Source organism: Asanoa ishikariensis, from assembly GCF_900107455.1.
In the GTDB taxonomy this organism is placed as follows: domain Bacteria; phylum Actinomycetota; class Actinomycetes; order Mycobacteriales; family Micromonosporaceae; genus Asanoa; species Asanoa ishikariensis.
On the sequence record NZ_FNQB01000001.1, the window covers coordinates 710,758 to 724,309 of the forward strand.

The 13,552-nt window shown below is 70.2% G+C and carries 13 protein-coding genes; 9 read left to right on the plus strand and 4 right to left on the minus strand.

Annotation, left to right across the window (positions count from 1 at the left end):
* Position 1: 1 nt before the first annotated feature.
* From BLV39_RS03330 to BLV39_RS03355, 6 genes are all read left to right on the plus strand, one after another.
* The gene (locus BLV39_RS03330) at positions 2 to 1,537 is read left to right on the plus strand and encodes an NADH-quinone oxidoreductase subunit M (protein WP_090786993.1); all 1,536 of its coding nucleotides are present in this window, start codon (positions 2 to 4) and stop codon (positions 1,535 to 1,537) included.
* Entirely contained in the window at positions 1,534 to 3,096 is a 1,563-nt protein-coding gene (gene nuoN, locus BLV39_RS03335) for an NADH-quinone oxidoreductase subunit NuoN (protein ID WP_090786996.1), read from the plus strand. Before BLV39_RS03330 ends, nuoN begins: the two co-directional genes overlap by 4 nt.
* 144 nt (positions 3,097 to 3,240) lie before the next feature.
* On the plus strand, positions 3,241 to 4,239 hold the full coding sequence (locus BLV39_RS03340) for a polyprenyl synthetase family protein (RefSeq protein ID WP_373315330.1): 999 nt from the start codon (positions 3,241 to 3,243) through the stop codon (positions 4,237 to 4,239).
* Positions 4,240 to 4,528: 289 nt separating this feature from the next.
* Positions 4,529 to 5,323, plus strand: a complete 795-nt coding sequence (locus BLV39_RS03345; RefSeq protein ID WP_090791083.1) for an IclR family transcriptional regulator — start codon at positions 4,529 to 4,531, stop codon at positions 5,321 to 5,323.
* A gap of 80 nt (positions 5,324 to 5,403) precedes the next feature.
* Positions 5,404 to 5,898, plus strand: a complete 495-nt coding sequence (locus tag BLV39_RS03350) for a sigma-70 family RNA polymerase sigma factor (RefSeq protein WP_239083705.1) — start codon at positions 5,404 to 5,406, stop codon at positions 5,896 to 5,898.
* Positions 5,895 to 6,620: an anti-sigma factor family protein gene (locus BLV39_RS03355; RefSeq protein ID WP_090787005.1), complete on the plus strand. Its 726-nt coding sequence runs from the start codon at positions 5,895 to 5,897 to the stop codon at positions 6,618 to 6,620. The genes BLV39_RS03350 and BLV39_RS03355 overlap by 4 nt, the downstream gene beginning before the upstream one ends.
* A gap of 14 nt (positions 6,621 to 6,634) precedes the next feature.
* On the opposite strand, the gene rarD is transcribed toward BLV39_RS03355, so the two are convergent.
* From rarD to BLV39_RS03375, 4 genes are all read right to left on the minus strand, one after another.
* On the minus strand, positions 6,635 to 7,558 hold the full coding sequence (gene rarD, locus BLV39_RS03360; protein ID WP_090787008.1) for an EamA family transporter RarD: 924 nt from the start codon (positions 7,556 to 7,558) through the stop codon (positions 6,635 to 6,637).
* The gene (locus BLV39_RS03365; protein WP_090791084.1) at positions 7,555 to 7,989 is read right to left on the minus strand and encodes a GNAT family N-acetyltransferase; all 435 of its coding nucleotides are present in this window, start codon (positions 7,987 to 7,989) and stop codon (positions 7,555 to 7,557) included. The genes rarD and BLV39_RS03365 overlap by 4 nt, the downstream gene beginning before the upstream one ends.
* Before the next feature lie 285 nt (positions 7,990 to 8,274).
* The gene (locus BLV39_RS03370) at positions 8,275 to 8,661 is read right to left on the minus strand and encodes a phage holin family protein (RefSeq protein WP_090787011.1); all 387 of its coding nucleotides are present in this window, start codon (positions 8,659 to 8,661) and stop codon (positions 8,275 to 8,277) included.
* A 40-nt stretch (positions 8,662 to 8,701) separates the two neighbouring features.
* Positions 8,702 to 10,972: a hypothetical protein gene (locus BLV39_RS03375; RefSeq protein ID WP_176984751.1), complete on the minus strand. Its 2,271-nt coding sequence runs from the start codon at positions 10,970 to 10,972 to the stop codon at positions 8,702 to 8,704.
* A gap of 134 nt (positions 10,973 to 11,106) precedes the next feature.
* Here BLV39_RS03375 and eccB point away from each other — a divergent pair, with 134 nt between their 5' ends.
* From eccB to BLV39_RS03390, 3 genes are all read left to right on the plus strand, one after another.
* Positions 11,107 to 12,447: a type VII secretion protein EccB gene (eccB, locus tag BLV39_RS03380; protein ID WP_090787017.1), complete on the plus strand. Its 1,341-nt coding sequence runs from the start codon at positions 11,107 to 11,109 to the stop codon at positions 12,445 to 12,447.
* A 131-nt stretch (positions 12,448 to 12,578) separates the two neighbouring features.
* Positions 12,579 to 12,896 (plus strand): WXG100 family type VII secretion target, encoded by a 318-nt coding sequence (locus tag BLV39_RS03385; RefSeq protein ID WP_090787020.1) that lies wholly within the window; start codon positions 12,579 to 12,581, stop codon positions 12,894 to 12,896.
* Positions 12,897 to 12,908: 12 nt separating this feature from the next.
* Positions 12,909 to 13,202 (plus strand): WXG100 family type VII secretion target, encoded by a 294-nt coding sequence (locus BLV39_RS03390; protein WP_090787023.1) that lies wholly within the window; start codon positions 12,909 to 12,911, stop codon positions 13,200 to 13,202.
* The last annotated feature ends 350 nt before the right edge of the window (positions 13,203 to 13,552 follow it).

The following is a 13,552-nucleotide window of genomic DNA, read 5'->3' on the forward strand; positions in this document are numbered from 1 at the left end:
AATGCAGGACTTCCCGTACCTCTCGGTGCTGACGGGGTTGCCGCTCCTCGGCGCGCTCGTCGTCTGGTGCCTGCCCAAGGCCAAGCCGGAGCTCGCCAAGGTCGTCGCCCTGGCGTGGTCGCTCGTGGTGTTCGTGCTGTCGGTCGTCATGTGGGTGGCCTTCAGCGCCGGGGGCGAACGCTTCCAGCTCCGCGAGTCGTACCAGTGGATCCCGACCTGGGACGCCCGGTTCACCTTCGCGGTCGACGGCATCGCGCTGGTCATGCTGATGCTGATCACGGTGTTGGTGCCGCTGGTGATCCTGGCGTCGTGGCACGACGCCGACAAGAGCCGGCGGAGCATCCCGACGTACTTCGCGCTGCTGCTCGTCCTCGAGTGCACGATGATCGGCGTCTTCGCGGCCGCCGACGTCTTCCTGTTCTACGTGTTCTTCGAGGTCATGCTCGTGCCGATGTACTTCCTGATCGGCAGCTTCGGCGGACACCAGCGGCAGTACGCGGCCGTCAAGTTCTTCCTGTACTCGCTGGTCGGCGGCCTGTTCATGCTGGCCGCGGTGATCGGCCTCTGGGTGGTCGGCGGGCACACCTTCGACTGGGCGGCGCTGACCAGCAGCGAGTTCGCGACCAACACCGGTCGCTGGCTGTTCCTGGGCTTCTTCCTCGCTTTCGCGATCAAGGCGCCGTTCTTCCCGTTCCACACCTGGCTGCCGGACGCCGGTGGCGCCGCTCCCGCGGGCGCGGCCGCACTGCTGGTCGGCGTGCTCGACAAGGTCGGCACGTTCGGCATCCTGCGCTACTGCCTGCCGCTGTTCCCGGAGGCGTCGCGCTGGTTCGCGCCCTGGGCGATCGCGCTGGCGGTGATCGGCATCATCTACGCCGCACTGCTGGCGATCGGCCAGAACGACCTCAAGCGACTGGTGTCGTACACCTCGATCGCGCACTTCGGTTTCATCGGTGTGGGCATCTTCGCCTTCACCACCCAGGCCGGCACCGGCGCGGTGCTCTACATGCTCAACCACGGCCTGGCCACCGGCCTGCTGTTCCTCGTGGTCGGCATGCTGGTCGCCCGTCGCGACTCCTCGAACATCCGCGACTTCGGCGGCGCCGGCAAGCTGGTCCCGGTGCTGGCCGGCGTGCTGTTCTTCGCCGGTCTGGCCTCGCTGGCCCTGCCCGGCACGGCGCCGTTCGTCTCGGAGTTCCTGGTGCTGATCGGCACCTTCACCGTCAACAAGCCGGTGGCGGTGATCGCGACGCTCGGCATCATCCTGGCGGCCGCGTACGTGCTCTGGATGGTGCAGCGGACGACGCAGGGCAACCTGAACCCGGCGCTGCTCGACGAGCCACGCATGCGGCGTGACCTGTCGGTGCGGGAGAAGGTCGTGGTCGCACCGCTGATCCTGCTGATCCTGTTCCTCGGCTTCTACCCGAAGCCGGTCACTGACGTGATCAACCCAGCCGTTCAGGCCACCATGCAAGACGTGGGCAAGTCGGATCCGGCCCCCATCTCCGGCACCACCACGGAGGCAGCAGTCAAATGACGATCAAGTTCCCGGACTTCGACTACGCCGCGATCGCGCCGATCCTCATCGTGTTCGGCGTGGCGGCGATCGGAATCCTCGTCGAGGCGTTCGTACCGAAGCGCGGTCGCTACCTGACCCAGCTCGTACTGGCGCTGACCGGTCTGGTCGCGGCGCTGATCGTGCTGATCACCCAGGCCGACACCCGCGTGGTGACCGCCGGTCAGGCGATCGCGATCGACGGCCCGGCGCTGTTCCTGCAGGGCTCGATCATCGTGCTCGCCATCATGTCGGTGCTGCTGATCGGCGAGCGGGCGCTGGAGAAGGGCGGCCCGTTCGTCGCGCAGGCGGCGATCACGGTGGGCTCCGAGGACGACCGCAAGCAGGCGGCACACGCCGACGGCGCGACCGAGGTCTACCCGCTGGCCACGTTCGCCATCGGCGGCATGATGCTCTTCGTCTCCGCCAACGACCTGCTGACGATGTTCATCGCGCTCGAGGTGCTCTCGCTGCCGCTGTACCTGATGTGCGCGCTGGCCCGCCGCCGGCGCCTGGTCAGCCAGGAAGCGGCGCTCAAGTACTTCATGCTCGGCGCGTACGCGTCGGCGTTCTTCCTGTTCGGTGTCGCGCTGGTCTACGGCTTCACGTCGTCGGTGCAGGCGGCCCCGGGCCGGCAGGCCGGTGGCGTCGACTTCGCCACCATCCACGCCGCGGCGACCGCGTCGCCGGCCAACCGCGCGCTGCTCTTCGCCGGCCTGGCGATGATCGCGATCGGCCTGCTGTTCAAGGCGGCCGCGGCACCGTTCCACGTGTGGACGCCCGACGTCTACCAGGGCGCACCGACGCCGGTCACCGGCTTCATGGCCGCCTGCACCAAGGTCGCCGCGTTCGGCGCCCTGCTGCGGGTGCTCTACGTCGCCTTCGACGGCGCGCGCTGGGACTTCACCCCGGTGCTCGGCGCGATCGCGATCCTGACGATGCTCGTCGGTGCGGTGCTCGCGGTCACGCAGACCGACCTCAAGCGGCTGCTCGCCTACTCGTCGATCGCCAACGCCGGCTACCTGCTGGTCGGTGTGCTCGCCGGGGTCCGCGAGGGCATCTCCAGCACGATGTTCTACCTGGTGGCCTACGGCTTCACCGTGATCGCCGCGTTCGCGGTGGTGACCCTGGTGCGCGACGCCGACGGGGAGGCCACCCACCTGTCCCGCTGGGCCGGCCTGGGCCGCCGTTCGCCGGTGTTCGCCGGCGTCTTCACGTTCATCCTGCTGGCCTTCGCCGGCATCCCGCTCACCAGCGGCTTCATCAGCAAGTTCGCGGTGTTCGGGGCGGCGTTGGACGGTGGACAGACGTGGCTGGTGATCGCCGGTGTGATCACGAGCATGATCCTCGCGTTCCCGTACCTGCGCGTGGTGGTCATGATGTGGCTCTCCGAGCCGGGTGAGTCCACCCCGACGATCGCCGTGCCCGGCGCGCTGACCGCCGCGGCGCTGGTGATCGGCGTGGCGGCGACCCTGGTGCTCGGTGTGGCGCCGGCACCGCTGCTCAATCTGTCGGACACCGCTGCGCAGTTCATCCGATAATCCCGTTTCATCGAATGGGGGTCGCTTTCGCGGCCCCCATTCGGCGTTTCCGGCTTTTTTCGCCGGCCACGCTGGGTACCTCCGCGCGCTGAGTCGATTTCGCGGTGTGGCATCGTGGGTTACGTGGTGAGGGGGGCTGAAGAGCTGACGTCGATCGGGGTCGACTTCGTCGATCCGGAGGTCGAAGCGTCGGCGCGTGCGGTCCTGGCCGCGGTCGAAGACGAGTTGCGCACGTGCGTGACGAGTGCCGATCCGATGGTCACGGAAGCGGCGCGGCATCTCGTCGAGGCAGGCGGCAAGCGGTTCCGTCCGCTGCTGGTCGCGCTCGGCGCGCAGTTCGGAGACCCGACGGCGCCGATGGTGGTGCCGGCCGCGGTGGTGATGGAGCTGACCCACCTGGCGACGCTCTACCACGACGACGTGATGGACGAGGCGCCCGTGCGGCGCGGCGTGCGCAGCGCGAACTCGCGGTGGACCAACTCGGTGGCCATCCTGGTGGGCGACTACCTGTTCGCCCGGGCCGCGGATCTCGCCGCCGACCTCGGCACCGAGGCCGTCCGGCTGCAGGCGCGCACGTTCGCGCGGCTGGTGCACGGCCAGATCGCCGAGACCGTCGGGCCGCGGTCCGGTATGGACCCGGTCGCGCACTACCTCGACGTCCTCGCGGAGAAGACCGGCTCGCTGATCGCCACCTCGGCCCGGTTCGGCGGCATGTTCGGCGGTGCTGGTCCGGAGGCGACCGAGGCGCTGGGCCGCTACGGCGAGAAGATGGGCATCGCGTTCCAGCTCTCCGACGACCTGCTCGACATCGCGTCCGAGTCGGAGCAGAGCGGCAAGACGCCCGGCACCGACCTGCGCGAGGGCGTGCCGACCCTGCCGGTGTTGTTCGCGCTGGCCTCCGACGACGCTTCCCCGGCGGCGATCCGCCTGCGGGAGATCCTCGCCGCCGGCCCGGTCACCGACGACGCCCTGCATGCCGAGGCGCTGTTCCTGCTGCGCGAGTCGACCGCGATGAAGCAGGCGCGTGAGACGGTGCGGAGCTATGCCGAGGAGGCGCGGGAACGGCTCGCTCCGTTGCCCAACAACGCGACCCGGGCGGCTCTGGAGTCGCTTTGTGACTTCATCGCCGACCGTACGGGCTGAGGCGGTCTGGATCTCGGTCTCGGCTCGGTCCCTGGTCGCTCTTGGCTCGCTCTCGGCGCGGTCTCTGGTTGGTCTCGGCTCGCTCTCGGCTCGCTCTTGGCTCGCTCTTGATCTCGGGCGGCTGATCTTGTTTGCTTGGTCAGGTCGCTGACACTACCGGGCGGATGAACGCCACGTATCGGGCGCATCGACGCTCCGTGTCGATAAATTTGGCGTTCTCGATACCAACAGGCATTTCGCGGACCGGAGCTTTTTCATATGGTGTAAGCCCCGGCCCGCGGAGGTGGGTGTGCGCGACCCTCTGGCAGAACCATCGGACCTGATCCGCAGCGTCTCTCGCGCCCTACGCGTGCTGGAAGCGGTGGGTCGGGCTCCGAAGGGGCTCACCGTCAAACAGGTCGCGCGCCGGTGCGAGCTCACCGTCGCGACGACCTACCACCTGGTGCGGACGCTGGCCTACGAGGGCTACGTCATCCGCCGGGAGGACGGCACCTACATCGTCGGGCTCGAGGTCGCCGATCGCTACCGCGAGCTCGTGGCGGCGTTCCGTGGGCCACCCGCGGTCGGTGACGCGCTGCGCAAGGCGGCCGTCGACACCGGCTACAGCCATTTTCTCGGCCGCTTCGTCGGCGGACAGGTCGCCATCACCGCGTCAGCGGAGGGCCCGCGGTCACCGTACCTGGAGGAAATGGTCCCCGGATTCGACGAGGGAGCGCACGCGACGGCGTTGGGGAAGGCCCTGCTGGCCACACTGACGCCCGATCAGCGGTTCCGTTACCTCCGGGAATACGGGATGCGGCCGTTCACCCAGCAGACGCTGACGACGACCGAGTCGTTCGAGAGCGACCTGGCCGCCGGCGAGCGCCGCGGCATGCACCTCGAAATGGGGCAATACCGACCCGGCGTGGCCTGCGCGGCGGTGATCGTCTCGCCCGACCGCGACATGGAACGCCGGGTCGTCCTCGCCTGCGCGTTGCCGGCGGCCGAGATGATGACGTCGGCCCGCGTGGTCCGGGCGAAGCTGTTGGCGGTAGCCCGGACGGTCTCTGACGCATTGGGTGCACCAGACAACGGAAATGGCTGAACCGCTGCCGCCTGCCGTACGTGCACTGGAATGGAAACAGACCAGGGGAGGCCGGGAGCTTGGCCGACGACGACGCTGAGCTGCTGCGCGCGCTCAACGAAGAGCACGGTGACGCACTCTTCGCGCATGCGCTGCGGTTGGTGAGCGGCGACCGGCAACGGGCCGAAGACCTGGTGCAGGAGACGATGCTGCGAGCCTGGCGCCATCCGGAGGCGCTCGACCCGGAGCGCGGCTCCGTGCGGGCGTGGCTCTTCACGACCGCACGACACCTCGCCATCGACGCGTGGCGCCGGCGGACGTCGCGGGTCGGCGAGGTGGTCACCGACGACCTGCCCGAGCCGCCGCCCGAGGTCGACGAGGCCGACCGGGCGGTCGAGGCGTGGACGGTCGCGGAGGCGTTGGGCCGTTTGTCGCCCGCGCATCGCGACGTCATCGTCGAATGTTTCTACCAAGGACGCTCGGTCGCCGAGGCGGCCGTCCGGCTGGGCGTGCCACCAGGCACGGTCAAGTCGCGCACGCATTACGCGCTGCGCTCGTTGCGCCTCGTACTGGCGGAGATGGGGGTGACTCAGTGACGAACTGCCCGCACGCGCTCGACGACGGCGCCTACGTTCTGGGTGCCCTGTCGCCGAGCGAACGCGCCGAGTACGAACGGCACCTCGCCGGCTGCCCGGCGTGCCGGGAGGCGGTCGCGGAGATCGCCGTGCTGCCCGGCCTGCTCGGGCGGCTGGCCGACCCGGACCACCTGGACCTGTCGGCGGTGGCGCCCCCGCCGGACCGGCTGCCCGCGTTGCTGACCCGGGTCGGCGACGAGCGGCGGAGCGCGCTCAAGCTGCGCCGCCGTCGGCGCGTGGGCGCGGTGCTGGTCGCCGCCGGGCTCGCCGCCGTTGTCGGGGTCGGAGTCGCGGGTGTCGACGCCGGTTGGTTCGGTGGTCGCTCAAGCGCCGGGTCCTTCACCGCCCGGGGCACGCAGATCACCGGCAAGCTGGTCGCGATGCAGCCCGTGGGCAACACGGTGCCGGTCACCGCGGAGATCGGCATCAACGGCACCAAGTGGGGCACCGAGATCAGCATGCGGTGCACGTACAAGGCCGGCGGGGACAGCTCGAAGTCGTGGACGTTCCGGCTCGTGGCGCACGGCGCCGACGGGGCCAAGGAGCAGGTCGGCTCGTGGGTGGCCGCGGCCGGCGAGACGGTCGAGATGAACGGTGCCACCCGGTTCACCGGGCGTGAGCTGGTGCGGTTGGAGCTGACCCGATACGACGGGACGGCGCTGCTGTCGTACGACGTGCCCTAGCTCGCGCTTGTGTCCTAGCTCGTGGCTTTCGCTAGCTCTAGTCGGGCGTTTCGGTTGGCGCGGGCGGTGCGTCGTGCCGTGCGGAGGCCGTCGGCGGTGAAGACGATCAGGGCGAGCCAGACGAGCGCGAAGCCGGCGAGCCGGGCTGGTGGCATCGGTTCGTGGTACAGGAAGACGCCGAGGGCGAGCTGGAGGATCGGCGTCAGGTACTGCAGGATGCCGAGCGCGGTCAGCGGGATCCGGTTGGCGGCGCCGGCGAAGAAGAGCAGCGGGATGGCGGTCACCGCGCCGGCCAGCACCAGCAGGATCGTGATGTGCGCGTCGTCGCCGAAGGTGCTGTGCGGAGTGCTGGTCAGGTAGAGCAGGTAGGCCAGGCACGGCAGCGCGAGGACGCCGGACTCGACGAGGAGCCCTTCCGCCGCCGCCAGCTTGAGTCGCTTCTTCACCAGGCCGTAGCCGCCGAAACTGACCGCCAGCGTGAGCGCGATGTAGGGAAGCCGCCCGTAGTCGATCGTGAGCACCGCGACGGCGCCGGCACCGATGCCGACCGCGAGCCATTGCAGCGGCCGCAGCCGTTCCCGCAGCACGGTGACGCCGAGGACGACGGTGACCAGCGGGTTGATGAAGTAGCCGAGCGCGGTCTCGACCACGCGGTCGCTGTTGACGCCGTAGATGTACATCCACCAGTTGACCGCGAGCAGCATGGCGGCGAACGCGATCGCGGCGACGGCGCGGGGTCGCTTGAGCAGAGCGAGCAGTTGTTTCCCGCGTCGCAGGGCCAGCAGGATCAACGCGACCAGGACCACCGACCAGACCACTCGGTGGGCGAGGATCTCGACGGAGCCGGCTTGGTGTAGCTGCTTGATGTAGATCGGCATGAACCCCCAGAGGAGGTACGCGCCGAGGCCGAACAGGTATCCCTTGCGCAGTTCGGTCATGGGGTGTTCCGCCGGTCGATCTCCATCCAGCGGTCCGGGCGGGCGACCGGCTCGAACCCGGCCTTGGCGTAGACGCCGTGCGCGTCCATCGTCGCCAGGATGATCCGGAGCACGCCGATGTCGGCGAGCAGGTCACGGGCGGTCTCGGCGAGCCAGGTGCCCAGGCCGTGCCCGCGTTCGGCCGGGTCGACGTAGACGTCGCACAACCACCCGAAGGTGGCCTGGTCGGTGACGACCCGGGCGAAGGCGACCTGGGCGTCTTCGCGGTAGACGCCGAGGACTACGGAGTGCGCGAGGGAGCGCTCGACGATGTCGCGGGGGCGGTTCGCGGCCCAGTAGGAGTCGGTCGAGAGCCAGCGGAAGACCCGGTCGACGTCGATCCGGCTGGGGTCGGACGAGAGCAGGTGCGCGCCCCGAACCTCGTGCCAGATCGGAATCCCGCCGCTGTCGGCTTCGGCTTCCGTGCCCGGTCGTGCTGCCTCCGTGCCCGGCCGTGCTGCCTCCGTGCCCGGTCGTGCGGCCTCCGTGCCCGGTCGTGCGGCGTCCAGGGTGGGCGGCGTCGTTCGGACCGGGCTCGTGCCGTCGGCCGTGCGCGCGCTGTCCCTGGTGGTCGTATCCACACAGCCGACGTTAGCCCGCGACCGATTGACGGTCGCGGGCCAATGCCGTGCTCGCGGCCCTGTGCGGGGCCGCTTTCTTCGCTTTTGCCGGTGGGATCAGTCCCGATCGAAGATCAGGCCCAGCACCCAGGTGACGAGGCTCACGAACAGCGCGCCCAGCACCGCCGCGGGCCAGAAGCTCTCGACGTCGAACGGCAGGTCGACCTGCTCGGCGATCCACCCTGTCAGCAGGAACAGCAACGCGTTGACGACGATGGCGATCAGCCCGAGGGTCAGGATGTAAAGCCCGCACCCGAGCGTCTTGATGATCGGCTGCAGCACGGCGTTGACCACACCGAAGATCACCGCGACCAGGATGACGGTCAGCACCACCTGGCCGGTGGAGTCGGTGTCCAGCGTGATGCCGGGAATGATCAGAGTCGCCAGCCAGAACGCGAACGCCGTGGCCAGCAGTCTGACAAGAACACCCTTCATGAAACCCATGCGCGGCATAGTGCCATGGAGATCGCCACTAGTCGCCCCCTCACAGTGAGTTTCCAGGCCTGGTCACGGGCTGCGACGCATCGACGTCGCTCGGTGTTGCCGCCTCGCCCCAGCGAGTAGCCGGCCCGACCACCGACCGCTCGATCGGCGTCGTCGCCAGCACGGCCCATCGCAACGCGTCGCCGCTGACGACCGCCACCATGTCGTCGCGGATCCGGGTCAGCCAGTCGGCGGCAGCGCCGAACCCGAGGGCGTCGGCGGCGATGGCCGCCTCCGGCGGTCGGAGAGTTCCCAGCACGACCAGGTCGGCGGTAGTTAGTAGGTCGACGTCCGCCTCGGTCAGCTCATCCCGCACGGTCAGCACGGCCTGCCATCTGGCGCCTGGCTCTGGGGCCGTGCTCGGCCTGGCGCTGCCTGCGCCGGGTTCGGCATCGAGGTCGTCCTCGCCGCCGACTTCGAGCATGTGCCGTCGGGTCGAGCGGGCGACTGCGGGTTCACGTGGGTGCCCGCTCGCCGTCATCCCGTCGGTGTCGCGTTCGACGGTCGCTGCGCTGGCGGTGTCTTGGCGGCGGGCCGGTGTCCCGCGAGTGGTGTCGCGTTCGACGGTCGCTGCGCTGGCGGTGTCTTGGCGGCGGGCCGGAGTCCCGCGAGCGGTGTCGCGTTCGACGGTCGCTGCCGTGCCTTGGCGGCCAGCCGAAGTCCCACGAGTGGCCACGTCGACGATCGTCAGCAGCGGCTCCCACGGCGTCGCCGTCGCCTGCGGATGACCATTGTTTCGATGGGCCGTCGCTGATCCGTCGGTCGTAGGCCCCGCGATCGGTTCGCGGATGGGTGGCGATCCGCGTGCTTGAACCCAGCGGTGGAGAGGTGCGGCGTCGGGCGTCACGGTCATGGCGCCGGCCGCGGCGCCGATCTCCTCGGCGAACTCGTGCCAGGCCGCCCACCTGCGCGTCCGCACGTCGATCCGGGTGCCCAACGCCAACGCGCGCAGCGTGAGGATCTGAGCGGTCCGTAGCTCACCCGCCACGACTATCCGGGTGCCGGTCGGCCGAAACACTCGTGCGACCACCGGGGCGCCGTGCCGGTCGTAGCCCAACACCATCCCGGCGGGTGGCAGCACCTCGCTGGCCGTGGCGGCGCCAACCGGGCTCGGTCCTCTCCTGGGGCGCGGGCTCGGTCTTGGCCGGCCAGGGTCGCCGGCCGCCGACGAGCTCTCGGGTGCGCGTGCCTGACCTGGTCCGACCGTAGGTGCGCGTGCGCCACCGGTCGGCAGGCCCAGCGTCCTGGAGTGCCCGCCGAACGGCAGTGTTTCGGCAACCGTGAAGCGATGGTCGCCGTCGAGCCGCTGGACGGTCGCACGCTCGACTGCCGCGAGCTCGCCGAGGGCCCGGTCGGCGTGTGCCAGGTGCTGCGGTGACTCGCCGGCCAGCCGAACGTGCAAGCGCACCTCCGGAGCCGAGGTGACCGCGGCCGACACGGTCGTCGCGGCTGCCGGCAGGCTGAGCAGCCGGCCCATGGCCCGCGTCCGGTGAGCCGCGCCCTCGTCGCCCGGCGCGCTGGCCAGCGTCATGCGGTAGCAGGCCTGCCACAGCCCGCCGATCGCGACGAACGGCCAGCGGTCGTCGACGCCGGAGCGGCCGTCGTGGTGCGCGAGCTCGGCCACCGTGGCCAGCGCGTCGTCGTGGTCGAGGCGGCGGTGCGGGCCGATCCGCCGGGCGACGCGGCGGGTGATGCCGGACATCGTCGGGCGTAGGGCGCTGTCAGACCATCCGGGCGGTCGCACGACGCGCACGACGACGAAGGTCCGCCGCTGCGGCAACACCCGGTCGTAGGTCAACTGCCGATACGACGCGGCCGCGGCGGTGCGGGCCGTTCGCGGCCGGCCGGTGGCGACCAGCAGGTCCAACCTGACGTGCGGCGGCTCGGCGGCCCGAGCGATCAGGGCCGCGATGTCGGGCAGCGCGGTGGGCTCGACGGCGAGGACCGGCTCGTCCAACTCGAAGACGGTCACCAGGCCGTCCGCGTCGACGAAGCCGCCGTCGTGCGTCGTGGCCAGGTCGGGTGCCAGAAAACGGGCCAGCTCCTCGGGCGTGGTGTGCGCTGGCAACGCGTGCCGACGTGTCGCGTATCGGACGCCCGTCGCCAGCCAGTCGAACAGCCACCGGCCGCGCACACGGGCAAAAGCGACGACAACCAGCACGGCTGCGGCCGCTCCGGCGGCGCTGACCAGGAGCGGGCCTCGGCCGACAGCCACCAGGACCAGAGCGACCGCCACCTGAGCCGTAACCACCTGGCCGGCCCGAATGCGCATCCACTGTGGAGCTGACCGAACAGCCTTGCGAGAGGGGTCCACTGTCATCGATGTCATCGCGGTAGCCTCCCGTCCGTATTCGGCGCGGTTACCCACCGCATTTTAGAGCCGTCACTGCCCACAAGGGAGTCCCGATGCCGTCGCGGCAGGACCAGCTCCAGTCGCACCAGTTCATGGTGCAGCGCGTGGTGTCCGCGCTGGTCATGCGCGAGACCGACCCGGCGCAGCCGCCTTTCCGGCGGGCGGCCGGCGCGACGTTGGCCGGAGTGCTCGTCGCGGCGATCGCTTTGGGCGGATTCGTCGTATATGGCGCCCTCGCCGACGGTGGCGGCACCGCGTGGCGCGACACCTCCGCGGTGATCGTCGAGCGTGAGTCCGGCGCCCGCTACGTCTATCGCGAGGGCAAGCTGCATCTGGTCGTCAACTACGCGTCGGCACTGCTCGCGGTCGGCTCGCCGCAGCCGAAGACGGTGCTGGTGTCGCGCCGCTCCATCGAGGGTGTGCCACGGGGCAGCACGCTGGGCATCGCCGAGGCGCCGGACTCGTTGCCCGCGGCCGGTCGTCTGCTCGGTCCACCGTGGACCGTGTGCGCCCTGCCCGGGCCGGCGTCGGCGGTGCTGGTCGGCGCGACGGGCGCGGGTGGTGTGCGACTCGGCGACCGCGGGGTGCTGGCGCGACATTCGGACGGCTCCCTGCATCTCGTCTGGCAAGGTCATCGTTATCGGGTCCGCGATCCGGGCCTCGCATTGACCGCGCTCGGCTGGACGACCGCGCCGGTGCTGGTCGCTCCGGCGTTGTTGGACGCGCTGCCGGCCGGTGCGGACCTGGCCGTGCCCCGCATCTCCGGTGCTGGCGAACCCTCCACCGCCGTGCCCTCGGCGCTGATCGGTGAAGTCTTTGTCGTGACCAGTCAGGGCGGCGGGCGGCAGTATGCGCTGGCGGTGCGCGACGGCCTCGCCGGCATCACGCAGGTGCAGGCCGACCTGCTGTTGACGGCGGGTCGGCAGGACCAGCCCACGGACCTGAGCCAGGGGCGGTTCGCCGCCACCGCGAAGGCGCCGGATCTGGTGCCGGACGGGCTCGTGCCCACGGTGACCCCTTCCCTGGTCGAGTCAGTCGGGCGTGCGCTGTGCGCCGAGGTGCGGGACGAGCGCGGCGTCGCCGATGTCGTGGTCGATGCCGACCTGCCTGATCTGGCGGATGCCGTCAGCTCGCGGCCGGGCGACGGGGTCGACCACGTGGTCGTGGCACCGGGCCGGGCCGCCCTGGTCGAGACGGTCGCGCTGGGCAATCGGACCGGGGGAACGGTCAGCATCGTCACGGACCTCGGCCGCCGGCACGCGGTGGTCGGTGCGGAGACCCTGGCGATGCTCGGTTATGGCGGCGTGCGGCCGCTGCGGCTGCCGTCGGCGGTGGTGGCATTGATCGAGGAGAGTGCATCCCTCGATCCTGCCCGGGCCAGGGAGCCGGTTTGAGGTTATCCACAGGCAGAAGTTGTCCACAGCGGGTGTTCCTAGGGCTACCGAACGTGTGCCCGCAGGTCTAACGTCAGCGACGGCATGCGAGACATTCGCCAACTTCGACGCGAGAGCGGGGTGACGTCCGGGTGTCCCAGACCCAGGCCCAGGCGGCGGTGATGCAGCAGACCGCGGCCAGGTTCGAGCAGGTCGACCAGACGCTACAAAGCATGCTGACCAGCCTCATGGCCGAGCTCGCCGTCCTGCGGACCGCTTGGCGTGGCGCGGGCGGCCGCTCGTTCGAGCAGGTCAAACAGCAGTGGTCCCAGGACCAGGCGACCATGCAGCGCGCCCTGCGCGAAACGGCCGGCGCGATCCGCACCGCGGGAAGACACTACGAGGCCGCGGACGGCGACGCCGCGAGCCGGATCGCCATCACCAATCGCGGCATCCAGCTGCCGTTGTAGAGGAGAGATGTGATGAACGACGACGTCCTGGTCGTCAACTTTCCCGCCCTGCAGCAGGCCAGCGCCGATATCCAACGGGCGCTGAACACCCTCGACACCCAGTTGGGCCAACTGGAACGCGATGCCGCACCGCTCATCGCCTCGTGGGATGGCGAGGCCAGACAGGCATACGACCAACGCCAGTCCCGCTGGCGCACCGCCTCCGCGGACCTGCAGTCGATGCTCCGCGACATCAAGCGTGCGCTGGACGACTCCGCGGCCGACTACCTGAGCACGGAGAAGAAGAACACCAGCCTCTTTCAGTGAACGGACGGCGACCGCGAACGTCCGTGGTGTCCAGAAAGTCCGTGCCGCTTGTCACCCGGTCGCGGCGTTGCAGGTGATCTGCGTCCACGTCGCGGTCAACTACCGCTAGCGTCACGCCGGTGTTGGTTGCCAGGTCGGGTGGGCCGGACGCGGGCGAAGTGTCCGTGCGGTCACCGGAGCGGGGCGCCAGGACGCGGTTGGGAGCACGCCCGTGCACGCTGGCGGGACGGTGACGGAGACCTAGGCAACTGGCAAGATGACGATTGGCAGGGAGAAGGCGGCGGCGGCTACGGTCGCGAAGGGACGTGGTGCGCAGCCGGCGTTTCGTCGAGCACCTTTCGGGTCTGCCC

What these genes read in the sequence shown, in the direction of transcription:
- BLV39_RS03330 (WP_090786993.1), top strand. Translation starts at nt 2, where the DNA reads ATGCAGGACTTCCCGTACCTCTCGGTGCTGACGGGGTTGCCGCTCCTC.
- nuoN (WP_090786996.1), top strand. Translation starts at nt 1,534, where the DNA reads ATGACGATCAAGTTCCCGGACTTCGACTACGCCGCGATCGCGCCGATC.
- rarD (WP_090787008.1), bottom strand. Translation starts at nt 7,558, where the DNA reads ATGACCGAACTGCGCAAGGGATACCTGTTCGGCCTCGGCGCGTACCTC.
- BLV39_RS03370 (WP_090787011.1), bottom strand. Translation starts at nt 8,661, where the DNA reads ATGGGTTTCATGAAGGGTGTTCTTGTCAGACTGCTGGCCACGGCGTTC.
- BLV39_RS03375 (WP_176984751.1), bottom strand. Translation starts at nt 10,972, where the DNA reads ATGCGCATTCGGGCCGGCCAGGTGGTTACGGCTCAGGTGGCGGTCGCT.
- eccB (WP_090787017.1), top strand. Translation starts at nt 11,107, where the DNA reads ATGCCGTCGCGGCAGGACCAGCTCCAGTCGCACCAGTTCATGGTGCAG.
- BLV39_RS03390 (WP_090787023.1), top strand. Translation starts at nt 12,909, where the DNA reads ATGAACGACGACGTCCTGGTCGTCAACTTTCCCGCCCTGCAGCAGGCC.